At 57.9% G+C, this 22604-nt stretch carries 22 protein-coding genes; 5 read left to right on the forward strand and 17 right to left on the reverse strand.

What is annotated here, in order from left to right:
- Positions 1-14 precede the first annotated feature (14 nt).
- The 4 genes from ACM6IV_RS08530 to ACM6IV_RS08545 form a co-directional block, all read right to left on the reverse strand.
- Positions 15-950 carry a hypothetical protein gene (locus tag ACM6IV_RS08530; protein ID WP_414869571.1) on the reverse strand — a complete coding sequence of 312 codons (936 nt, stop codon included), beginning with the start codon at positions 948-950 and terminating at the stop codon, positions 15-17.
- A 267-nt stretch (positions 951-1217) separates the two neighbouring features.
- Positions 1218-2150, reverse strand: a complete 933-nt coding sequence (locus ACM6IV_RS08535; RefSeq protein WP_414869572.1) for a hypothetical protein — start codon at positions 2148-2150, stop codon at positions 1218-1220.
- Between the two features lie 143 nt (positions 2151-2293).
- The gene (locus ACM6IV_RS08540) at positions 2294-3595 is read right to left on the reverse strand and encodes a hypothetical protein (RefSeq protein ID WP_414869573.1); all 1302 of its coding nucleotides are present in this window, start codon (positions 3593-3595) and stop codon (positions 2294-2296) included.
- A 277-nt stretch (positions 3596-3872) separates the two neighbouring features.
- Positions 3873-4139, reverse strand: a complete 267-nt coding sequence (locus ACM6IV_RS08545) for a hypothetical protein (RefSeq protein WP_414869574.1) — start codon at positions 4137-4139, stop codon at positions 3873-3875.
- Positions 4140-4495: 356 nt separating this feature from the next.
- Between ACM6IV_RS08545 and ACM6IV_RS08550 the strand changes: the two genes are divergently transcribed.
- Positions 4496-5821 (forward strand): sigma-54 dependent transcriptional regulator, encoded by a 1326-nt coding sequence (locus ACM6IV_RS08550; protein WP_016983762.1) that lies wholly within the window; start codon positions 4496-4498, stop codon positions 5819-5821.
- A 63-nt stretch (positions 5822-5884) separates the two neighbouring features.
- On the opposite strand, the gene ACM6IV_RS08555 is transcribed toward ACM6IV_RS08550, so the two are convergent.
- The 9 genes from ACM6IV_RS08555 to ACM6IV_RS08595 all read right to left on the reverse strand — a co-directional run bounded on the left by ACM6IV_RS08555 (position 5885) and on the right by ACM6IV_RS08595 (position 14214).
- Positions 5885-7189: a hypothetical protein gene (locus ACM6IV_RS08555; RefSeq protein ID WP_414869575.1), complete on the reverse strand. Its 1305-nt coding sequence runs from the start codon at positions 7187-7189 to the stop codon at positions 5885-5887.
- A 45-nt stretch (positions 7190-7234) separates the two neighbouring features.
- Complete coding sequence (locus ACM6IV_RS08560) at positions 7235-7981, reverse strand: hypothetical protein (RefSeq protein WP_414869576.1); 747 nt, start codon at positions 7979-7981, stop codon at positions 7235-7237.
- A 44-nt stretch (positions 7982-8025) separates the two neighbouring features.
- Positions 8026-8706 (reverse strand): C39 family peptidase, encoded by a 681-nt coding sequence (locus ACM6IV_RS08565; protein ID WP_414869577.1) that lies wholly within the window; start codon positions 8704-8706, stop codon positions 8026-8028.
- Positions 8707-8769: 63 nt separating this feature from the next.
- Entirely contained in the window at positions 8770-9771 is a 1002-nt protein-coding gene (locus tag ACM6IV_RS08570; protein WP_414869578.1) for a heme utilization protein, read from the reverse strand.
- A gap of 74 nt (positions 9772-9845) precedes the next feature.
- The gene (locus ACM6IV_RS08575; RefSeq protein WP_414869579.1) at positions 9846-10418 is read right to left on the reverse strand and encodes an adhesin; all 573 of its coding nucleotides are present in this window, start codon (positions 10416-10418) and stop codon (positions 9846-9848) included.
- A 1-nt stretch (position 10419) separates the two neighbouring features.
- Complete coding sequence (locus tag ACM6IV_RS08580; RefSeq protein ID WP_414869580.1) at positions 10420-10869, reverse strand: hypothetical protein; 450 nt, start codon at positions 10867-10869, stop codon at positions 10420-10422.
- A gap of 355 nt (positions 10870-11224) precedes the next feature.
- Complete coding sequence (locus tag ACM6IV_RS08585) at positions 11225-11749, reverse strand: AAA family ATPase (protein WP_414869581.1); 525 nt, start codon at positions 11747-11749, stop codon at positions 11225-11227.
- Positions 11746-12309 (reverse strand): nicotinamide riboside transporter PnuC, encoded by a 564-nt coding sequence (pnuC, locus tag ACM6IV_RS08590; RefSeq protein ID WP_414869582.1) that lies wholly within the window; start codon positions 12307-12309, stop codon positions 11746-11748. The genes ACM6IV_RS08585 and pnuC overlap by 4 nt, the downstream gene beginning before the upstream one ends.
- A 270-nt stretch (positions 12310-12579) precedes the next feature.
- The gene (locus tag ACM6IV_RS08595; protein ID WP_414869583.1) at positions 12580-14214 is read right to left on the reverse strand and encodes a methyl-accepting chemotaxis protein; all 1635 of its coding nucleotides are present in this window, start codon (positions 14212-14214) and stop codon (positions 12580-12582) included.
- Between the two features lie 305 nt (positions 14215-14519).
- Here ACM6IV_RS08595 and ACM6IV_RS08600 point away from each other — a divergent pair, with 305 nt between their 5' ends.
- Together ACM6IV_RS08600 and ACM6IV_RS08605 are read left to right on the forward strand one after the other, a co-directional pair.
- Positions 14520-15350 carry an undecaprenyl-diphosphate phosphatase gene (locus ACM6IV_RS08600; protein ID WP_414869584.1) on the forward strand — a complete coding sequence of 277 codons (831 nt, stop codon included), beginning with the start codon at positions 14520-14522 and terminating at the stop codon, positions 15348-15350.
- Positions 15347-15778 (forward strand): DUF1294 domain-containing protein, encoded by a 432-nt coding sequence (locus ACM6IV_RS08605; protein ID WP_414869585.1) that lies wholly within the window; start codon positions 15347-15349, stop codon positions 15776-15778. The genes ACM6IV_RS08600 and ACM6IV_RS08605 overlap by 4 nt, the downstream gene beginning before the upstream one ends.
- A gap of 32 nt (positions 15779-15810) precedes the next feature.
- Here the strand turns inward: ACM6IV_RS08605 and ACM6IV_RS08610 are convergent, their stop codons facing one another.
- Both ACM6IV_RS08610 and ACM6IV_RS08615 read right to left on the reverse strand, forming a co-directional pair.
- Entirely contained in the window at positions 15811-16170 is a 360-nt protein-coding gene (locus ACM6IV_RS08610; RefSeq protein WP_414869586.1) for an MmcQ/YjbR family DNA-binding protein, read from the reverse strand.
- The gene (locus ACM6IV_RS08615) at positions 16167-17075 is read right to left on the reverse strand and encodes a LysR substrate-binding domain-containing protein (protein WP_414869587.1); all 909 of its coding nucleotides are present in this window, start codon (positions 17073-17075) and stop codon (positions 16167-16169) included. The genes ACM6IV_RS08610 and ACM6IV_RS08615 overlap by 4 nt, the downstream gene beginning before the upstream one ends.
- A gap of 128 nt (positions 17076-17203) precedes the next feature.
- On the opposite strand from ACM6IV_RS08615, the gene ACM6IV_RS08620 reads away from it, so the two are divergent.
- Both ACM6IV_RS08620 and ACM6IV_RS08625 read left to right on the forward strand, forming a co-directional pair.
- Complete coding sequence (locus ACM6IV_RS08620) at positions 17204-17815, forward strand: FMN-dependent NADH-azoreductase (protein ID WP_150649445.1); 612 nt, start codon at positions 17204-17206, stop codon at positions 17813-17815.
- 236 nt (positions 17816-18051) lie between these two features.
- Positions 18052-19089 carry an alpha/beta hydrolase family protein gene (locus tag ACM6IV_RS08625; RefSeq protein WP_414869588.1) on the forward strand — a complete coding sequence of 346 codons (1038 nt, stop codon included), beginning with the start codon at positions 18052-18054 and terminating at the stop codon, positions 19087-19089.
- Positions 19090-19208: 119 nt separating this feature from the next.
- On the opposite strand, the gene ACM6IV_RS08630 is transcribed toward ACM6IV_RS08625, so the two are convergent.
- Both ACM6IV_RS08630 and ACM6IV_RS08635 read right to left on the reverse strand, forming a co-directional pair.
- Entirely contained in the window at positions 19209-20396 is a 1188-nt protein-coding gene (locus ACM6IV_RS08630; protein WP_414869589.1) for an MFS transporter, read from the reverse strand.
- A gap of 262 nt (positions 20397-20658) precedes the next feature.
- On the reverse strand, positions 20659-22245 hold the full coding sequence (locus ACM6IV_RS08635; protein WP_123450015.1) for an ABC-F family ATPase: 1587 nt from the start codon (positions 22243-22245) through the stop codon (positions 20659-20661).
- Between the last annotated feature and the right edge of the window lie 359 nt (positions 22246-22604).

Raw genomic sequence — 22604 nt, forward strand, 5'->3', positions numbered from 1 at the left:
AAGATGAGGCAGAATTACCGCTGCGGCAGTTTCGAAGACGCTACCTTGATTGTCCAAGGTTCCGACTGCCGATTCGGTTCGGATTCAGATCGGCAGACGAATCTGTAACTATAACCAGGGATCAAGCCCGTAATTGGGGCAACGAAAATTCCGAATTCATTTGCATCGTAGATAACCATTTCATGGGCATCACTGAGGATCCGGCCAAACTCGTACGGCTTGGCAGTGCCAACCAGAACTATTTCTGTCTGCGTTGTGGTTTCGCCATCGTTGATGGGCTGATGATTTCCCTGGCCGTAACCAAATTGAATGCTCAGCGATGCCGGTTTTTCGATCTCGATAAGCCAGGGGGCGGATTCCTTGCCATTTAACTCTCGAGCGACAAATTTATGGTTGCCTGGCTTAAGGCCTGTGAGGTGGGCGCTCCAGTGCCCGTTGCCAGCGACGTTGAGCAAGCGAAGCACGATGCCGTTGTCCAGTAGATCGACCACTTTGCCAGGCGCACCTCTGCCGGTAAACCTCAGGTCGTTATGTACTGTACTCGAACCGTTTTCGATCGTTTCGTCGTTGGGCCCTATTACGGACTCAATCAATAACTGATCCACTGCAGCAATAGTAACCACCCAAGGAGATGATTCTTGCCCAAACTCATCTAGCACGGTGTATATATGGGTACCCAGAGACTGGTGAAAAAGTTCTGTCTCAAAGTGGCCAGTCTCGTCAACGTGAGCAGTGGCAATCTCGGTTCCACCATCCAGAATTTGCGCCGGGCTAGCCACATTGGCCACGCCTTTGATAAAAAAGTCGCTAATCTTAACGACGCTGTGGGATTCGATGTAACGCCCCTCCAGGTCGGTGAGTTCCAGGATCCGTGGTTCGATCTTGCTGGCAAGCTTGCTCGAAGCATCAACCTGCGTCAGTTGTCCGGATAATTTCTCTTGATCAGTCATTTCAAAATCCTTTTTCAGGTTCACCACGCAGCCATCTGCGTGTGTCGCCATCTCAACGCTGATCGCAGCTGACGTCTACTGTCAGAAATTACAGGTACAGGGCTAAATCCGACGAGTGGTAAACACTGTTGACGGCCACAGCCCTACGGATTGAGATACCGCGCCACCCCCGCGAACGCTTGGGCAGGTATTTACACGATTGCTGGTGTTCAATAATAAGCCCCGCCAAGTCATCACTCGATGGGGCTTTCTGATGATGAGGCAGAATTACGGCTGCGGCAGCTTCGAAGACGCTACCTTGATTGCCCAAGGTTCCGACTGCCGATTCGGTTCGGATTCAGATCGGCAGACGAACCTGTAACTATGGCCGGGGACTAAGCCTTTAACAGGGGCAACGAAAACTCCGTGTTCATTTGCCTTATAGACAATCCCTTCATGGATATCACTGAGGATCCGGCCAGACTCGTACGGCTTGGCAGTTCCAACCAGAACTGCTTCTGTCTGTGTTGTGGTTTCGCCATTATTGATGGGCTGATGATTTCCTTCGCCGTAACTAAATTGAATGCTCAGCGATGCTGGTTTTTCGATCTCAACATGCCAGTGGTTTGATTCCTCGCCGTTTAACTTTCGAGCGACGAATTGATGCTTGCCTGGTTTAAGGCCCGTGAGAAGGGCGTGCCAATGCCAGCTGTCATTGACCTTGAGCAACTGAAGCACGATGTCGTTATCCAGTAGTTCGACCACTTGGCCACGCACGCCTTTGCCAAAAAAAGTTAGTTCGTTATGAATTGTACTCGAACCGCTATCGATCCATTTCTGGTCGGGCCCTTTTACAGATGCGATTACTACCGAATCTGTTTCAATATTAACCTCCCAGGAAGATGATTCTCGCCCAGACTCATCTCGCACGGTGTATGCATGAACACCCAGATTCTGGCCAAGAAGTACTTGTTTAAAGCGGCCATGCTCGTCAATCTGCGCATTGGCAATCAGGGTTCCCCCATCCAGAATTTGCGCCGGGCCAGGGCGATCGGCCACGCCATGGACAAAAAAGTCGACAATTTCAACGGTACTGCCGGATTCGATGTAATGCCCGTCCAGGTCGGTGAGTTGCAGGATCGCTGGTTTGATCTTGCTGGCCCGCTTGCTCGAAGCATCAACCTGCGTCAGTTGTCCGGATAATTTCTCTTGATCAGTCATTTCAAATTCCTTTTCCAGGATCACCACGCAGCCATCTGCGTGTGTCGCCATCTCAACGCTGATCGCAGCTAACGTCTACTGTCAGAAATTACAGGTCCAGGGCCAAAACCGACGAATGGTAAACGCTGTTGACGGCCGCAGACTTACGGATTGAGATATCGCGCCACCATCGCCCGATAATTGCCATCCAATGAATAACCACCAACGAGAATGGCGTTATCCGCTTGCACGGCCAGCGAATTGGCTGTGTCGAGGCTGCGCCCCAGACGCGTGCGCAACCAGCCTTTGCCGTCGCCGAAGCTGTGATCCAGGCCGCCATCACTCAGGTAACGGGCAACAATGAAATCCGCCTCGAATCCGCCAATGGTTGCACCGACCGCGATGATGCGGCCGTCTGCCATGGGTTGAGCGGCGCTCCATTGGCAGCCGCTCGGGCCGATTTCCAGCAGTTGTGGCTGGCCGCCATGGTTGTGCAGGTTCGGCCGACCATTGGTGTGCACGCTATACGCCATGCAGCGAATCGGGTCGCGGCTGCTACCGAAACAATGCAGTGCATCCGCCGACTCAAGGACCTGACTGACCTGGGCGCTTTGCCCGTGTGCCTTGAACGCCATGAAGCCGTCCACGGCAAAACGCTCATCGAGGCAGCCGTCGGGCAGGTAGCGCGCCAGCAGACCCTCCTGCGGAAAGTCAATGGAACCTGCCACCACGATGCGCCCGTCCTGTTGCAATAGCAGGCTGCTGAGCCAGGTGTTGAGCAGCAAGTGGCGAATCATCACGAAACCGCGGCGGTTGAAGGTTTCATCCAGACTGCCGTCGGGCTTGAGGCGAATCAGCATGCCGGCATGGTCGGCGAGTTCGAAGTGGTGATTGGCGATCAACAGAATATGGCCGTCATCCTGGACCACAAAGTCGCAGGCTTCGGCGCCCGGTACACCCGGCGGCAGCCAGGCATCCCGGCTGCCCATGGACAGGTCGCCGGGCAGGCGCACGACCTGATGGCCATTGTCGCCGAAACTCAGGTCCGGTTTACCCTGTGCGTCGAACATGGCCAGTGCCGGCAAGGTGCGATGAGCGTTTTCATAATGCAGGCCGGCGAGCAGGATGCGTCCGTCGGGCAGTGCCTGGACTTTGCCGGCCGTGGCTTCAAAACCGCGGGCAAAGGTGCCGATCACGCTGCCCTGAACGCCAAAGGCCAGATCGGCCGAGCCGTCGGCCAGCATTCGCGCCAGCCCGAATCGGCTGCCAGTGGCGACGCCGACCTTGGCCGCAACCAGAATCCGCCCCTGCGCATCGAGGGCGATGTCCTCGGTCAGACTGGACACACTGTCAGCGAAATACACTTGAGCGACACCGGTAGTGGCAAAGGTGTTGTCAAGTTGACCGGCGCGCGTGAATAGCGTTGTCGATAACGCCGGCAGCACAGAAGTGTTCAGAGTCGCCATGCACGCATCTCCTTGCGAGTTGACCTTGTACCGGAAACCGGATGGGTAACTGCACGAGCGAAACATTCAATCCCTGAACCGGGAGAAGTACAACTGTGATAACTAACAGGTGGAGGGTCGCACTGTGCCAGAACAGTGTCTTTTTGAACCACTAGCAAGCCGGCCAAGCATTAAGCTGGATACGTTGCCATGCGTTGGGCAGAAGTTTGGGAATTGAAAAGAAAACAACTAACAGAGGAGGGCGGATGACCTGAGTGTCATCCGCATTGCCCGGTTGTTAGTGTGGCATCGACCAGGATTGCAGCAAATGGCCTTCTTTGCTGAGTTCAGCGCGAGCCTGTTGCAGCAGCTGCTCGAGTTGCGCAGGATCGGAGTAGGCGCTGCTTGGGATCTTTTGGCGACCGATGTGCGAATTGGTCCGATCGATCACGGTCAGGCTCAATTCGCCATTGCCGTCTTGTGGTGCCCAGGCCACGCACTGAAAAGGTTTGAACGCGTGGTTGGCAATCAAAAGAGCTTCGTTGATACGGAGCGGGGCGGTCATGTTTTTTTCTCTCTGTCGTGCCCAATCAAGTGATGTGCCGTCGGTTGGGCTTACCGTGCGGCTTCTACTTGTACTGATGCACCGAACCCGCAGGCAGGTCACACATGAAACAAAGAAATTTCAACTTTCTTTCAGGCCGATGCTTTTTACAACGCGTTTGAAAGCTCGCTGAAAGGTCGGGGCTGAAAAAATAAGTCGATAGCTTACTAATAACTTAGGTTCTTATAACGTATTTGCTTGTACGCCTATAAGCAATCGATACAAGGCCCTGTCAAAATCTTGCTAGTGTTACAGTCGGGTCTGCCAAATGACTGTTTTTACAATCATTTCTAATAATTTGGCGCCAAGGAACAGTCATGAGCGAAGCGCCAGCGTTACGACGTTTATTGGTGGTCGATCCGTGCGACGACTGCCACCGCTTATTGCCCGGATTACGCGCCGTAGGCTGGGATGTCGACAGTTGCACTCTGGAAAACGCCGCCGATCGCAGTTGCGATGTCGGCTTGTTGCGTTTACAGCCGTTTCACCTCGAACGCCCCGAAGCCGTCAAGGAGCTGATCAGTCGCAGCGGCACCGAATGGATCGCCGTGCTCAATCAGGAAGTCTTGCGTTTACAGAACGTCGGAGACTTCGTCTGTGAATGGTTTTTCGATTTTCATACACTGCCATTTGACGTGTCGCGGGTGCAGGTCACCCTTGGCCGTGCGTTCGGCATGGCGCGTTTGCGCGGGCAAGGCACGATTCACGTGGACCAGCCCGAACATGAATTGCTCGGCGACAGCAAGCCGATTCGCGAGCTGCGCAAATTGCTCAGCAAACTGGCACCGACCGAATCGCCGGTGTTGATCCGCGGCGAAAGCGGTACCGGCAAAGAACTGGTCGCGCGCACGCTGCACCGACAATCCCAGCGCCACAGCAAACCTTTTGTAGCGATCAATTGCGGGGCGATACCCGAGCATTTGATTCAGTCCGAGCTGTTCGGTCACGAGAAAGGTGCTTTTACCGGCGCGCACCAGCGCAAGGTCGGGCGTATTGAAGCGGCCAATGGCGGCACGCTGTTTCTTGATGAGATCGGTGATCTGCCATTGGAGTTGCAAGCTAACCTGCTGCGCTTCCTGCAGGAAAAACACATCGAACGCGTCGGCGGCAGTCAGCCGATCCCGGTGGATGTGCGCGTTCTGGCGGCGACTCACGTCGACCTTGAAGCCGCCATCGAGAAGAAACGTTTTCGTGAAGATCTGTATTACCGGCTCAACGTGCTGCAAGTGGTCACCGCACCGTTGCGTGAACGCCATGGCGATCTCTCGATGCTGGCCAACCACTTTTCTCACTTCTATAGCCACGAAACCGGTCGACGCCCACGCAGTTTCAGTGAAGATGCACTGATTGCCATGGGCAAGCATGACTGGCCGGGCAACGTCCGGGAGCTGGCCAACCGTGTGCGCCGTGGCCTGGTGTTGGCTGAAGGCCGGCAGATCGAGGCCCGGGATCTGGGGTTGATCAGCCAGCACTCGATCGCCACGCCGATGGGCACGCTGGAAGATTACAAGACCCGCGCCGAACGCCAGGCGTTGTGCGATGTGTTGAACCGGCACAGCGATAACCTCAGCGTTGCGGCCAAAGTCCTCGGCGTGTCACGGCCGACGTTCTATCGTTTGCTGCACAAGCATCAGATCCGCTAGGGCGGAAAATGGAAAAGGCCCGTTGCGAGGTGATCGCAACGGGCCTTTTGCGTTTCCCAATGGTTAGAAGTAGTACGGGAATTTCAGGCTGAAGGAAAAGTCCGGGGCATCATCCGTCATGCCGATGGACAGATTGGGCACGATGGTCAGGTTATCCGTGGCCGCAATGGTCATGCCGACGTTGAAGTAACCGGCGTTGGCGTCGCTGGACACCACCGATTCCCAATCCCCGCCATCCTGCTTCAGCTTGCTCTTGCGTTGAACCAGGTCAGACACCGAGAACGACATACTCATCTTCTCGTTCAGCGCAAAGGCAATACCGGCACCGATCTGGAAGCTGTCGCCAATGCGTACCTTGCCCGGGTTTTTCTGGTTGACGGTCGAGCTGATGTCGTCGAACGACTCCTCCAGGTTGTGGGTGTAGGACAAACTGCCGAACAGCACGGCAGGGTCAAACGTCTTGACCAGCGAGATGCCCGGCGTGATCGACCAGACGCCGTTGCCGGTAGGCAGGGTGTCAGGCACGAACAGGTTGGAGTTGGCATTGGTCTGGCGCAGCTTGATGCCGAACGGATCCTTGCCGGTCGGCGCCTTGACCCGCAAGGTAACCACCGCATCCGGGGTATTGACCGACTCGTCGAGGAACTTGTACGCGATGCCGAAATTGACGTCGCCGAGGGTTGGATCCTTGGTCACGGTTTCTTCGGTGGTTACGCCCGCCGCGCCCTCGTTGCCGCCGCCCGACTGATAAGTCGATTCGCGATACACCACGGGCACGTTGAGGTCGAACTGCCAGCGATTGTCGAAGTTGTAGCGGCCCGTCAGGTCGAGGGTCCAGGTGTCGGCCTTGATCCGGTCGAGGTTGATGTTGCCGAGGAAAATCGAATCCAGCGCGAGGAAGCCGTTGAGAATCAACTGGCGAGTGTCATAGCGCGAATAGGTGATGCCGGTTTCGACGCTGAACTTGCCGCCGCCGAAGAAGCCGCTGGCCTCGTCGTACAGGTTGGAAACGCTCTGCGCCGGTTGTGAATCATCAGCCAGCGATTGCCCGTAAGAAGCGCCACTGCCCCCGGCGGCGCCTCCTGATGCGGCGGCCGCACCGGTGCCGGTGGCGACGCGATTGCCTTTCAGGTCAGCAGGCGATTTGGCCAGACGTTTTGGCGGCGGGGCGGTGGGTTGCTCTTCTACCTGACGGACTCGTTGTTCAAGTACCGCCAGGGCTTTTTGTTGTACTTCGTATCGTTGTTTCAGCTCCAGTAGTTCCTGTTTCAGGGCCTCTACATCTGCGTCGGGTGCTGCCTGAAGCATCGCCGCAGGGAGAAGAGTGCTCAAACACACTGCGGCACGCAGTGATACTGATCGATACATGAAAAAGCCGTCCCTTTTAGCCCAATGATCGAGACTGAGCGTAGTTCAATATCCAATGGAGCGTAGTGCTCTGAGTTGATTCAGGTTGCAATCCAGCGCGGCGGCGCTCATGCCGTTATTGTTCAGGACGACGTTGAGTTGCGTCATGTTGTTGACCACGTTGGCACTGCCGAGCAAACGGGTGTTCTGCAGCAAGCCACCCTGGGCGACCTGTTGCAGGGCGGTGCCCTGATTGCCGGCGGCCTGAATGGCCATTTGTACGCCGCCACCGGTGGCTGAAACGGCTACGCTGCCTGCGGCATTGCTACCGCCGATGGTTTGCCCGGCCATCAGCGCTTGCCCCTGAGCGGGCGCCAGCGCGGGTGCCTGACTGGCTTCCGAGACATTGATGGCGACGTTGTTGTAGGCGGTATTGCTGTCGCCAGCGGCACGGACGCTTTGCGTCACGCCCTGGCTGCTGTTGAGGCCGGCGCCGCCGGTGATCGTGCCGGTACCCGTTGGCAGGGGGCTACCGTTGCCGTGCTCTTTGATGGTTTGCACATAGAATTCGGGTTTGACCGTGGCTGCCTGAATTTGCATCGAGGTGGCTGCCCCGATCAGATCGCCAGCGGCGTTGCGCCAGGTACTGTTCATGACAACGCCGAAGCTGATGATCCGCCCCGGCATGACATAACGACCGCGTAATTCGGACAGCTCCTGGTCCTGTATCTCGATAGGTTTGAATCCTGCATTGGCATAGCCTGACGCACTCGCTGCCAGGCAGGCGGCGGCCAGCCAGTATGAGGTTTTCATTTGCTGCTCCCGGGACATCCAGCCCCATTCTTTATAATCGGCGATTAAAAGAAGTCGCTCTGTATGAACCCGAAGTCCATCAATTCAGCATCTCTGACAGGGTTGAAACCATCGAGCTTGTTCTTGGCCGTCAATGGCACCGGAGGGCTGCGCAAGGCGTTGGCCTTGTCATATCCGGGACCGACGATGGCGAACACGATGCCGTTCCAACCTTTGACAAAGTCATCATGTTTGTAGCGTTTATGGCCGAGAACCGGGTCTCCGATGTACACCCAATCCTTGTCCGAACGCTGCAGGACGACGAAATGCTTGTAGCCGCGAATTTCCATCAGTACCACCACCGGAATGGTTACCGCTTCGAGCTTTTCGGGCGGGATCCGGTAACCCCTTGCGCGCATGCCGATGGTTTCTACGTAGCGCTTCATGTCGAGCATGGAGAAACCCTGGGTACGCACAAGGTCCTGGTCTGCACTGACCAGCATGCCTTTGATGATGTGCTCCTCATCGACGTCGAGCCAATAGGCCTGGCGTAACACCGTTGCCAGTGCAGCAGCGCCGCAGCTGAAATCGGTTTTCTGTTCGACGATGTCGGCAAACTTGCGCTCACGGATGCTTTGCACGTTCTTGTAGATGAGCGTGCCACCCGGCAGGGCAGCCACGGGCATCTGACCGGCCTGAGTCAGGCCACAGACACAAAGCAGGGCGAAAAGGGCCGTCTTACGCATGATCGATACGCCTTTGCGGACTGAGGAAAAGCCCCGTTTCCGGGGCTTTCGTTTCGATCGCGATTACATGCAGGCTTTGCAACCTGCAGCGATGGACAGCGAGTTGCTTTGTTGGTTGCCCACACCCGCCGAGACGTTGGCTCCGCCGTTGCCGGAGAAGTTGTTCATCGAGTTGGTCATGTTGGCATTGTTGACGACAGGCGTTTTCCAGCCATCTTTGGTCAGCACTTGCTGAGTGGTGACGCCAGCGAGGCCAAAAGTACCCACGGCTTCGAACTTGGCTTTCTGATCATCGTTGCCGCCGTGGCCGCCGCCACGGTTGCCCCAACCGCCATGGTTGTCGTCTTCGATGGTTGCAGTGCCTTTGGCTTTGAACGTGCCAGCTGCGGCATAAGTACCGGTAAGGGTATCGGTTTTGTAAGCCTGCACGCCTTTGTTTTCCACGACCAGGCCGGTGGAGGACTGGTTGGCGGCTGCGGCGGCTGTGGCTACACGGCCACCGGAAACGGCGATCGCGAGGTTGTTTTTCTGCTGGTTGAAGTTGCCTGAGGTCACGTTGATGCCGATGTTGCCGGAACCATTGTTGCCTGCATTGTTGAGCGTAGCGTTGTTGAAGGTGGACGAGTTTTTCACATAGTTGTTGTTGTTGACTTGAGTTGCACTCGAGGCAGCAACAGCGGTGCCGAAGATGAAGCTTTCGTCGGCAGTCGCCAGGGCAGCGGCGTTGTCTTGTTGGTTGCCGTCACCGGCTGCAACGTTGGCGCCCATGTTGCCGTTGGAGTTATTGAGCGAGTCGCTGGCGTTGGCGTTGTTGAGGGTGCCCTGGTTTTTCACCACGTTGCCATCGCTGTCTTGTGCGTCGAGCACTGCGGCACCGGCGCCTGCGCCGATTTGCAGCAGTTGTTCGAGGGTAGGGCCTTTTGGATCATGGCCATTGCCATGACCATTGCCGTGCCCGTTACCATGACCGTGATCATTGTCATCACGACCGCCTGCCTGTGCTGCGATTGCCATCACTGCTGCAAGTGCGAAAACCAGTGGTTTGAGAGCCATTGTAGGTTTCATGGTGTTTCTCCATCGTGCTTATTAGTTGGTTAAGTGTTGGTACTTTTCTAATTGCACTGCTTTTGTTGTTTGGGTCAGTCAGCGACCCGGATGCTCAGGGTGTTAGCCATACGGTTCCCCACCCCGGCACTCTGGTTCACCTGGATCACCCCGCGGCTGCCGGTGAAGGCCTGATCACTTGTCGTGACCTGGCGACTGCCGGAAGAGGGACCAGTTGCTCCTGAGCTCGGTAAAAGCGCCACGTTCTGTTGCGAAAGGGCACTGTCGTCAACGCTCTGCGGGGCAGCACTGATGCTGACGCGCGTCACGTTGGCCATCTGGTTGTTGGCCCCGGCGCCCTGGTTCACACCGAGGATCCCGTTGCCATTGCTGAAAGAGTTGCCGCCAATGTTGGCGCTGGCGTTCATCGAGCGATCGGCCGGTGTGTCGATCTTCTGGATGACGCGGGTGGTGGCATGCGAATCGGTGCCGATGGCGATTGCCTTGGTGTTGGCTTGTTGCATCTGGTCGCCGGCGGCCTGGTTGACGTTGAAATTGCCGCGGTATTGCATGCCGGAATCCTGAAGGTTTGCAGTATTGACAGCGCTCGTATCGGCCATTGCACTGGAGCAGCCGAGCAAGGCAAGCAAAAGCAGGGTGCGATTCATCTTATTGGCCTCCGGCCATACGGGTCAGAGGGGCAAGCCCGGTACTCATCGCCCGGTTGACCGTATTGGAGATCGAGGCGCCAGAGCCGCCGCCATGGCCAGCGCTCATGCCAGGCATCCCATTGGGATTGGTCAGCGTGTTCATGCCGGGCAGGTTCGAATTTGGTGTGATCATGTTGCCGCGAATGGAAGAGCCACTGGCCACATTGGCAAAGTCACCGTCATTGAGCTCGGTGTTGCTCAGGGTCTGATTGATGCGCGCCGATGGATTGGCATTGACGGTGGTCGGGTAGGGGTCTTTGCCACCATTGCGACCGATCGGGATAGGTTGAACGTCGCGGTTGAGGACGATCACGCCATTGCGCTCTGCCTGAGCGTTGAAGCTGATGAATGCGCTGGCTGCTGATCCGATGAGCAGTAGGCAGGTGAAACCTTTTTTGATCGTCCCCACGGCTGCAATTCCTTCTTCAGTGGGCTGGCCCTAGTCAGCGTTGTGAAGGAGAGAGCGAAAGCTGTGCCGCTTTTGAAAAGTGTTTGTTTTTCAATTGGTTGAGAAATAAAAGCGCATGACTGATACACAACCTGTTTCAAGGTTGAAACACGCACGGTCACGGTGACCTGGCTATCCACTGAACAAAGCTCTGGAACAAGGGTTTGCGCCATGGTGTTTCAGCCGCTTAACAACTGCCGTGACAAAATCATGAATCGTGCTGAGACGGGCACTCTGCACCCGCACAAGTGTTTCAGGAATGGACACTTTGCTGACAAAACAGGGGAAAACGCCGGGAGCTGACCCGCTGTATGGGTCACTCGGCGAGCAGTTGCTCAACGGCGGCAAAGGATCTCAGCTGGCGATCGGCCCAGTCGCCCTGGATAACCTGAAAACGCTGGTCGTGGTTTTCCAGCCAGTGTTGCGTAGCCTGGAAAAACGCCAGTCGCTCGTCCAGATCCGGTTGGCAGCGCTGGCCATCATCGGTCCAGTCAATCTGTTCTGGCGATAAAAGAAGGTGCAGGTCGTAATGCCGCGCCAGCAACTCGGATTCCAGCCAGTCCGGGCAATCGCCGAACAATGTCTGGCTCCACAGGATATTGCTCAGTAAATGGGTATCGAGAATCAGCAGCGCCGGTTGTTGAGCCCGCGCTGTATCTTCCCATTGCAACTGGCCCCGGGCGATGTCAGGGATGTCGGCCAGGCAGGTATCGCGCGGATTGAGTTCGATAAACCGACGCACGTATTCATCCACACGCACCCCGCCAAAGCGCTGTTGCAGGCCCGCCGCCAGCCAGCTCTTGCCGGTCGATTCGGGGCCGGTCAGAACCACGACCTTCATGTGCGCAACGCCGGGTCTGCGCGCCATTCGCGAAAGCCCTGAATGGCCAGCAAGGTGAACAGACCGTACAGCGCCGCGGTGAGGTACAGCCCCTTATAGAGGAACAGTCCGACAAAGATCACATCGAGGACAAACCACAATGCCCAGCATTGCAGTCGTTTCTGCGCCATCCACAGCTGGGCGACCAGGCTGAAACCCGTGAGCGCCGCATCCAGCCACGGTTGTGCGGCGTCGGTCCAGTGCGCCATGGCTGCGCCGAGCAGCAGGCTGCCAACTGCGCCAACGCCGAGGCCGATCCAGATAGAACGTTGGTCAAGGCGGGTCACCTCACGGCCATCATGCATCGTCCCGGCCCGGGTCCACTGCCACCAGCCATAAACCTGCAGGGCGGCGTAGATCACTTGCAGCAACATGTCCGAGTACAGCTTCACTTCAAAGAAGATCCAGCTATAGAGCAACACCATGACCAGGCCGATCGGCCAGCACCACGGATTCTGTTTGACCGTCAGCCACACCGCGATCACCCCGAGGGCGGCGGCAAACAGTTCAAGCCCGGACATGGGGGTTCCTTGGGGGAGTGAAAGAAGGGGGCGGATTGTACTGCATTGGGCTAAACCCCTCACCCTAACCCTCCCGAAACGTCGGACCGCCCGTAGGGAGAGGGGATTGACCGAGTTGGATGTTCGAGATACGCCGACCTGATCTTTCTGCGTTGAATCCATAATCGACTCGATTTTTCAGGTCGACGTATAGCTTGAGACACCTCGGTCGGCCCCCTCTCCTCGGGGAGAGGGCTGGGGTGAGGGGTGGGCTCACCAGAGTTACACGGGTCAGACGCGGAACTGGCGCAGGAGGGCATTGAGTTGTTCGCTCAATTGACCAAGTTTCAGGCTGGCCGCGCTCGACTGCTCGGCGGCGATCGCCGTGCTGTGCGAGAGACCGGCCGCCTGCGTGACGTTCTGATTGATGTCCTCGACCACATGGGCCTGCTGCAGCGTGGCGCTGGCAATCGAGGCATTCAGGCCATTGATATTACGCAACGCCTGGCCAATGGCATTCAGGCTCGCGCCGGCCAACCCCGCTTGTTCGATGGTCAGTTGCGACGCCTTGCTGCTGTCGCCGATCACTTTCACAGCGGCTTCGGAATGGCTCTGCAGGCGCTCGATCATCGACTGGATTTCCGCCGTCGACTTCTGCGTACGTTGCGCCAGCAAACGCACTTCATCCGCTACGACGGCAAACCCGCGACCTTGCTCGCCGGCGCGGGCAGCTTCGATGGCCGCGTTGAGGGCAAGCAGATTGGTCTGTTCGGCAATCGAGCGAATCACTTCCAGTACGGTGCCGATTTGCGTGCTTTCAGCGGCGAGGGTGCGGATGACTTCAACCGCTTGATCAATCGTGCCGGACAGCTTGTCGATTTGCTGCAAGCTGCCATCAATGTTGATCTGGCCCTGTTGTGCCTGCGCTTCGGCATCACGCATTTCCGCAGCGGCGTGCTCGGCGTTCTTCGCCACGTCCTGCACGCCATAGGTCACTTCGTTGATCGCGGTAGCCACCAGTTCCATCTGCTGCGATTGCTGCTGACTGCGTTGCTGCGCTTGCGAAGCGTCGTTGCCCAGTTCGCTGGACGACTGGCCCAGCGCACTGGCCGACACCTGCAAGTCACCGATCACTCGACGCAACTTGGCGGTAAAGGCGTTGAAGTGATGCGCCAGTTCAGTCACTTCATCTTTACCGTGAGTATCGAGGCTGCGGGTCAGATCACTTTCGCCGCTGGCTATGTTGGCCATGGCGTTCACGGTTTCCTGCAGCGGACGGACGATGCTGCGCGCGATCAGGATCACCAGCAGCGCCATGATCAGCGCAATCGCCAGGCCGATCACCGAAGCCTTGATCATCTGCCCCTGGAACTCGGCTTGCACATCGTCGACGTACACGCCGGAACCGATCACCCAGCCCCAAGGTTCGAACAGCTTCACATACGAAGTCTTCGCCACCGGATCAGTCGCTCCCGGTTTCGGCCAGCGATAATTGACCATGCCCGCACCCTTGGATCTGGCAATGGCGACCATTTCGTTGAACACCGCAAAGCCGTCCGGATCGCGGATCGCCGAGAGGTTTTGGCCTTCCAGTTTCGGATTGGTCGGGTGCATGACCATCACAGGCGTGAGGTCGTTGATCCAGAAGTAATCGCTTTGGTCGTAACGCAGGCCGCGAATCGCCGTCAGCGCCTGCTTCTGTGCCGCGTCTCTGGTCAGGGTGCCGGCGGTTTCGAGGTCGTGGTAATAAGTCAGCAGGCCGCTGGCGGTCTGCACCACGTGCTGGGTTTTCTGGGCCTTGGCGTGATAGAGGTCGTCATGGATCTGCTTGAGCATCAACACGCCCAAGGTCAGCAACATGACCACCGCCACAATCAAGATGAGCCACAAGCGTCGGCTGATCGACACACTGCGCAAGCTGTTCATAACGCTGTCACTCCGGATTCTTGTTCTTGTAATAAACGACCGCCAGCATCCAATCACGATTTCGTGAGCGGGCATACGCGACCCAAGTCGTATAACGCGGCAGCGCTATTAAGGCTTGTCTGTTAGGATTTCGGCCCCGCGCGTGAAAACCTGAATCCAAATTGCTATTTCACGGAATTTTGACTGTTTCGTGTGGATCCTGTGCGCGCGGAATCGGTACAGCCATTTGCAGCTACGCTGATCGCAGTGAACGCTAGAAAAATACTATCGGAGCATGCCCGCGCGCATCGCTCTTTGGGGGATTGATGGATCTTTGGACGGCCTTGCAGGCACTGATACTAGGAGTTGTAGAAGGGCTGACGGAGTTTTTGCCCATTTCCAGTACCGGACACCAGATCATCGTTGCCGACTTGCTCGAGTTCGGCGGCGAACGGGCCATGGCATTCAATATCATCATCCAGCTCGGCGCGATCCTCGCAGTGGTCTGGGAGTTTCGGCGCAAGATCCTCGATGTGGTCATCGGTTTGCCAACCCAGCCCAGTGCCCGGCGTTTTACCGCCAATCTGCTGATCGCGTTTCTGCCCGCCGTGGTGCTGGGCGTGGTCTTTGCCGACCTGATCCACGAATACCTGTTCAATCCGATTACCGTCGCGGCCGCGTTAGTGGTGGGCGGCATCATCATGTTGTGGGCGGAAAAGCGTCAGCATGAAGTGCACGCCGAAACGGTCGACGAGATCACCTGGAAAGATGCCCTGAAAGTCGGCTTCGCCCAGTGCCTGGCGATGATTCCCGGTACCTCGCGCTCCGGCTCGACGATCATTGGCGGGCTTCTGTTCGGCCTGTCGCGCAAGACAGCCACCGAGTTTTCCTTCTTCCTGGCGATGCCGACCATGGTCGGTGCGGCGGTTTACTCCGGCTACAAGTATCGCGACCTGTTTGTGCCAGCGGACTTCCCGGTGTTTGCCATCGGTTTTGTCACCGCGTTTATCTTCGCCATGATTGCTGTGCGCGGCTTGCTCAAGTTCATTGCCAGCCACAGCTATGCGGCGTTTGCCTGGTACCGAATCGTATTCGGTCTGCTGATTCTGGCGACCTGGCAGTTTGGCTGGGTAGACTGGGCGGCGGCCCGGCCATGAACGATTCTCGTGCACGCCGGCCTGAAGGACGACCTTCGCGGGGCAACAACATTCAGAACCTGAAGCTGAAACTGGCGGTTCTGTTGATCGTCTGCGCGCTGCCGCTGTTCGGCTCTGTGTCCATGTGGCTGCGCGGGATTTCGTGGTTGCCACTAGCGGCTTACGGCGTCGTCAGTGTGCTGGCGTTCTTCATGTACTGGGCGGACAAACGCAAGGCCCGCACCGATGCCTGGCGCACACCGGAGAACATCCTCCATGCCGTGGAGCTGGCGGGCGGCTGGCCGGGCGCGCTGATTGCCCAGCAGGTGTTTCGACACAAGACGCGCAAGGTGTCGTTTCAGATTCTGTTCTGGGTGATTGTGCTGCTGCATCAGGTGTTCTGGATCGACCAGTTGTTTCTTGGCTCGAACTTGCTGATGCTGTTCTGAATACACCGCAATTCCTTTTGTAGGAATCGGGTTTACAGCAATAAACCGATTTGGGTTTTCTTCGGCAACTTGCTCACCACCAGTTGATGCGAGCGTTGCAACAACTCGCGCAATTCCTCAGCGCCCAACGGGTAGGGCGGCTGCATGATGATCCACTGCGCCCGCGCCAGATACGGCGCCGGGTGAATGCCGGGGCGGTCGCAATGACCAAGAAACAGGTCCTTGTCGACCTTGAACGCCAGGGAATCCCCGCGCAGTCCCTGCAAGGCAAACATCTTGTTGCCGGCAATCGAAAACACCCGCACGCCACCCCATTTGTAATCTTCCCGAGCGCCCGGCAATGCCAGGCAGAACGCCGCCACATCGGCTTCGCTCATCTTTCCCTTGCTCATAACAACCGCTCCCCACAGGCATTGAACGACTCGACCAGATGATCGATCCACGCGCGCACCGCCGGCATCACCCCGCGTCGATGCGGATAGACTGCTTGCAGCCAGCCGCCGGGCAGTGACCATTCTGGCAGCATCTGCACCAGCGTGCCGTTTTCCAGCTCCGCTTCGCAATACATCATCGGCAACAGGGTAAAGCCCTGACCGGCGAGGACACAGGCCTTGCGCACGACGAAATCATCGATGCCCAAACGGGCTTCCATGTTCAGTTCAAAACTGTGGCCCTGCTGATCGAGCAGGCGCACATGCACCATGCGATCCGCTTCCAGCGCACCCAGCACGGGCAGATGTTTCAGGTCTTGCGGATGGTCAATCGTCTTGCCCTGTAAAAACGCCGGGCTGGCCACCACCACCATTTGCGCCTGACGCAAACGCCGGGTCACCAGCAGCGGATCTTCGTCACCGTGTTCACGCACGCGCAGCGCGACATCAAAGCCTTCGCCGACCAGATCGACCCGGCGATTGAGCAACACCACTTCCAGCTGCACCTGAGGAAATTTGCCAAGGAAATCGCTGATCACCCACGGCAACATTTCCCGCGCCAGACCGGTGGGGCAGGAGACCCGCAGTCGACCGCGCGGCTCGCTGGACATGCTCGCCACCGTCTCATCGGCCATTTCTGCTTCCAGCAACATGGCCTGACAGTGACGCAAGTAACGTTCACCAACCGCGGTGAGATTGAGTTGGCGAGTGGTGCGCTGGAGCAAACGTGCGCCGAGGCGTTCTTCCAGTTCAGCAATGCGCCGCGACAACCGTGACTTGGGAATCCCCAGCAAGCGCCCGGCCGCAGCAAAACCGCCGGCCTCGACGACTTTGGCGAAATAGTAGAGATCGTTGAGGTCTTGCATCAGGGATATCCAACTGTTCTATCAGTGGGACAAACTATCGCATTTCAGGCGGCTAATCATCCATTGGTTTCTTGCGTAGGATTGTCTCCATTCCGTCGCCACCGGCGATTCCTTCCAGGAGATTCCACATGAAACTACTGCATATCGATTCGAGCATTCTGGGCGACAACTCGGCTTCCCGTCAGTTGAGCAGCGAAGTCGTAAAGGCCTGGCAAACCGCTGAGCCAAGCGCCGTGGTGACCTACCGCGACCTGGCCGCCGACGCCATCAGCCATTTCTCCTCGACCACTCTGGTCGCCGCCGGCACGACCGCTGAACTGCGCAACGCCGCACAACAGCACGAAGCCGAACTGAGCGCTTCGACCCTGGCCGAGTTCATCGCTGCCGACGCGGTTGTGATCGCGGCTCCGATGTACAACTTCACCGTGCCGACCCAACTCAAGGCGTGGATCGACCGCGTTGCCGTTGCCGGTCAGACCTTCCGTTACACCGAAGCCGGCCCTGAAGGCCTGTGCGGCGGCAAGAAAGTGGTGATCGTCTCCACCTCCGGCGGCATCCATGCCGGTCAGGCCAGCGGCATCGCTCATGAAGAGTATCTGAAGCTGGTGCTGGGTTTCCTCGGCATCACCGACATCGAAATCGTCCGCGCCGAAGGCCTGGCCTATGGCGAAGAAGTGCGCAACAACGCGATGACCGCTGCCCAAGCGAAGATCAGCGAGCAACTGTTCGCCGCCGCGTAAGGCTTGCGTAAAGAACAGCTGATGTTCAGGTAGCACCAAAAAAACTCTGTATTCTGGTTCCGCAAGGGGCGAATACGGAGTTTTTTGTTTCTGACTGTTACATAATCTGGCCCGGGTTATGCAGTCACACAATCAGCGTCTGAATGCATTGGCGTACCGGAACACCGAACCCCCGGCGTTTCTGGCCCGCAACGCAACGGATCTTTCGATTGAGTCACAACAGGGTGGTGCATCCGATGATGCGTCTTTGTGCAGCGTTACTGATTTGCCTGCTGGGCAGCCTGAATTCAGTGCAGGCTGCGCCTGGGCGACACCCTGTGTGGAGCGTCGGTTATCACGAGATGACTTTTCTCGACCCGCTCGACCTGCAACCGATGCGCGCCATTGCCTTCTATCCCTCCAGCGACCGCGAACACCTGAGCCTGCTCGAGGGCTATTCGGTCGAGGCCGGCGAAGACACCAAGGTCGCCATCGGCCGCTTTCCGATGCTGATGCTGTCCCACGGCAACACCGGCACGCCGCTCGCGCTGCACGACCTGGCGACCTCGCTGGCGCGCAAAGGCTTTGTGGTGGTGGCGGTGATTCACCCCGGTGACAACTCCAAAGACCACAGCCGACTCGGCACCCTGAGCAACCTCTACGGGCGGCCGATCCAGATTTCCGAAGCCATCACCGCGACCCTTGGCGACCGCATGCTCGCGCCGTACGTCAACGCCGATCAGGTCGGGGTGATCGGGTATTCCGCGGGCGGCGAGACAGCGTTGATTCTGTCCGGGGCGCAACCGGATCTTGATCGACTGCGTCGTTATTGCCAGGAGCGCCCGGACGATCATGATGCCTGCAACACGCAGGGTGAGTTGATTGTTGATCGTGATGACCTGCAACCGGTGCCCGACCCGCGCGTGCATGCTTTGCTGTTGATGGCGCCGCTGAGTCTGAAGTTTGGCCGTCACACCCTCGCCGATGTGCATGTGCCGGTGCTGCTCTATAGCGGCGATGGCGACAAACTGGTGGCCTTCGACAAGAACGCCGCCGCGCTGGCGCGCAAGCTGCCGACGGCGCCGGATTTCAAATTACTCGCCGGGGCAGGGCACTTCGTCTTTATGGCGCCGTGCAACGAAGAGCAGATTCGCGCCATGCCAGCGCTGTGTACCGACGCCGATGGCGTTGATCGCGAAGACATTCACCGCAACCTGATCTCAGAGGCTGGACGGTTCTTTTCTCATGCGTTGGGCAAGTCGACCCGGGCCGGCATGCAGACCGCGGATCAATAACGCCGCAAATCCCCTGTAGGAGTGAGCCTGCTCGCGATAGCGGTGTGTCAGAAAAGAAAATGTCGACTGATACTCCGCTATCGCGAGCAGGCTCACTCCTACAGGGGACCGCGTCGGTATTAGGTCGTTGCCCGGCGCTGGAGCAGCAAGGTCAGCCCCAGTCCAATCACCGACAACAGCGCCGCACTGAAGAATATCCACGAATACCCCAGATTCAACGCCACCGCGCCCATCAACGGCCCGGCAATCGCCAGCGCCAGATCGAAAAACACCGCGTAAGCGCCCAACCCGGAACCGCGACTGGAGCTGGGCACCTGCTTGATCGCCTCGACACCCAGCGCCGGGTACACCAGCGACAGGCCAAACCCCGCCAGTCCCGCGCCGATCATGGCGTACGCGGTGGACGGTGCCAGCCACAACAGCACCAGACCCACGGTTTCGATGGTCATGCAGGCAATGGCCGATCTGAAACCGCCAAACCGACTGATCGCCGAGATAAACATCAGCCGCGACAGGATGAAGCACACGCCGAATACCGTCAGGCAGTATGCCGCGCCGGTCCAGCCACGGTTGAGGTAATACAGCGTGATGAAGGTGGTCAGCGTGCCATAGCCGATCGAGGCCAGAGTCAGACTGGCGCCATACGGAGCAATCCGCCCGAACACCGCCCAGAACGGCAGCCGTTCGCCACGGATCACCGGCACCGACGGCTTGTTGCGGATCAGCAGCAGGGCGCCGGCCGCCAGCACGGCCAGCGCGATGCCGAGACTGGTGAAGCCGTAATCAGCGACCATCACCACGCCTAAGGGCGCACCAATGGCAATCGCCCCATAGGAGGCGATGCCGTTCCAGCCGATGGATTTCGCCGTGTGCTCGACGCCCACCTGGCCCATGCACCAACTGATGGTGCCGACCCCGATCAAACCCTGCGCGATACCGAGCAGCAAACGGCCGATGATCAGAATGATCAGGCTCGCCAGCGCAAAGTCCTGCAGCAACGTCGAGAGCAGCGTCAGCAAGCCGCTGAGGACAATCCCCCACAAACCATAAATGATCGCCCGTTTGGTACCGAGCGTATCCGACATACGCCCGGCCATTGGCCGGCTGAGCAGGGTGGCCAGGTACTGCGAGCCAATCACCAGTCCGGCAATGACTGCGCTGAACCCCAGTTGTTCGTGCACGTAGCCGGGAAGCACCGCGATCGGTAAACCGATGCAGAGGAACGCAATAAATGTGTAGAACACGATGGAAACGATCTGCAGGGTGATCGCCATGGAGCTTTGCGGTGGCAGTTGCTGCGCAGACATGAGGACTCGTTCGCGGGCGGCGGTGGGAGAGTTCGCATCATGGCTTGGGCTTGAAATAAAAGAAAGCAGGCTAACTACTTTCCCTGAGGATTGATGTCGCTGCTGATGGCCCTATCGCGAGCAGGCTCACTCCTACATTTGAAATGCGTACCCTTGTAGGAGTGAGCCTGCTCGCGATGGTATCTGAACCAATGAATTTCTGACCGAACACATGCAAAAAGCCCCGTCACATGGACAGGGCTTTTCAGTTTTCAGCTGCTTATTAGAACACCACACCCTGACTACGCAGGTAGTCATCGTAGGTGCCGCTGAAGTCGGTCACGCCATCCGGGCTCAGCTCGATGATGCGCGTGGCCAGGGACGATACGAACTCACGGTCGTGGCTGACGAAAATCAGCGTGCCCGGGTAGTTTTCCAGCGCCAGGTTCAGCGCCTCGATCGATTCCATGTCCAGGTGGTTGGTTGGTTCGTCCATCACCAGCACGTTCGGCTTTTGCAGGATCAGCTTGCCGAACAGCATGCGACCTTGCTCACCACCGGAAATCACTTTGACCGACTTGAGGATCTCGTCGTTGGAGAACAGCATGCGGCCCAAAGTACCGCGAATCATCTGCTCGCCCTGAGTCCACTGACCCATCCAGTCGAACAGGGTGACGTCGTCTTCGAAGTCGTGCGCGTGGTCCTGCGCGTAGTAGCCCAGTTCCGCGGCGTCGGTCCACTTGACGCTACCGGCATCCGGGGTCAGTTCGTTGACCAGAGTGCGCAGCAGGGTGGTTTTACCGATACCGTTCGGGCCGATGATCGCCACGCGCTCGCCAGCTTCAACCTGGAAGCTGAAATCTTTGAACAACGGCTTGCCGTCGAAGCCTTTGGCCATTTTCTCGACCATGACTGCCTGACGGTGCAGCTTCTTGTTCTGTTCGAAACGGATGAACGGGCTGACACGGCTCGAAGGCTTGACCTCGGCCAGCTGGATCTTGTCGATCGCCTTGGCGCGGGAGGTGGCCTGCTTGGCTTTCGAGGCGTTGGCCGAGAAGCGGCTGACGAACGATTGCAGCTCGGAAATCTGTGCTTTCTTCTTGGCGTTGTCCGACAGCAGTTGCTCGCGGGACTGGGTCGCCACGGTCATGTACTCGTCGTAGTTGCCCGGGAACAGGCGCAGCTCGCCGTAATCCAGGTCAGCCATGTGCGTGCACACGCTGTTCAGGAAGTGACGGTCGTGGGAGATGATGATCATCAGGCTGTTACGCTGGGTCAGCACGTTTTCCAGCCAGCGGATGGTGTTGATGTCCAGGTGGTTGGTCGGTTCGTCGAGCAACAGTACTTCCGGATCGGAAAACAGTGCCTGCGCCAGCAACACGCGCAGTTTCCAGCCTGGCGAAACTTCGCTCATCGGCCCGAAGTGTTGCTCGATGCCGATACCCAGGCCCAGCAACAGCTCGCCGGCACGGGATTCGGCGGTGTAGCCGTCCATCTCGGCGAATTCGGTTTCCAGCTCGGCCACGGCCATGCCGTCTTCTTCCGACATTTCCGCCAGCGAGTAGATGCGGTCGCGCTCGGCCTTGACCTTCCACAGCTCTTCGTGACCCATGATCACGGTGTCGATCACGGTGAATTCTTCGTAGGCGAACTGGTCCTGGCGCAATTTACCCAGACGCACGTTCGGCTCGAGCATGACCTGACCGCCGGACGGATCGAGGTCGCCGCCGAGGATTTTCATGAAGGTCGACTTGCCGCAACCGTTGGCGCCGATCAGACCGTAGCGATTGCCCGCACCGAATTTGACCGAGACGTTTTCGAAGAGCGGCTTGGCGCCGAACTGCATCGTGATGTTAGCTGTAGAAATCAAGGGTTTTTCCTGCGAAGCATTCTTAAAAAGCGAGGGTGCGGCTGGAGCGCGTGGCCCGAGTCAAAGTGCGCTGAAGCGGGAAAGTCCCGTCATCAACCAAGGGGGGCGCGTAAAGTTTGGCGGCGATTGTACTGGTCTGGCTCTTTAAACGATAGGGCGATTACGCCACGATCGCCGATTGGCACCTGCACCGGACAGTTTTTCACAGATCAACGCTCACTATCGGTTACAAACTGTGGCTAAAATGCCACCTTTCACCGAGCGTCCGGTTACGGCGCGGGCCAGGGACGTGCCATTTGTATTCAGACCACTGCATAAGACGCTGAGCCTCAGGCCGCCAGGCGCGCAGTTTGTTCACT

The sequence above is a fragment of the Pseudomonas sp. IT-347P genome (assembly GCF_949768005.1).
Lineage (GTDB): Bacteria > Pseudomonadota > Gammaproteobacteria > Pseudomonadales > Pseudomonadaceae > Aquipseudomonas.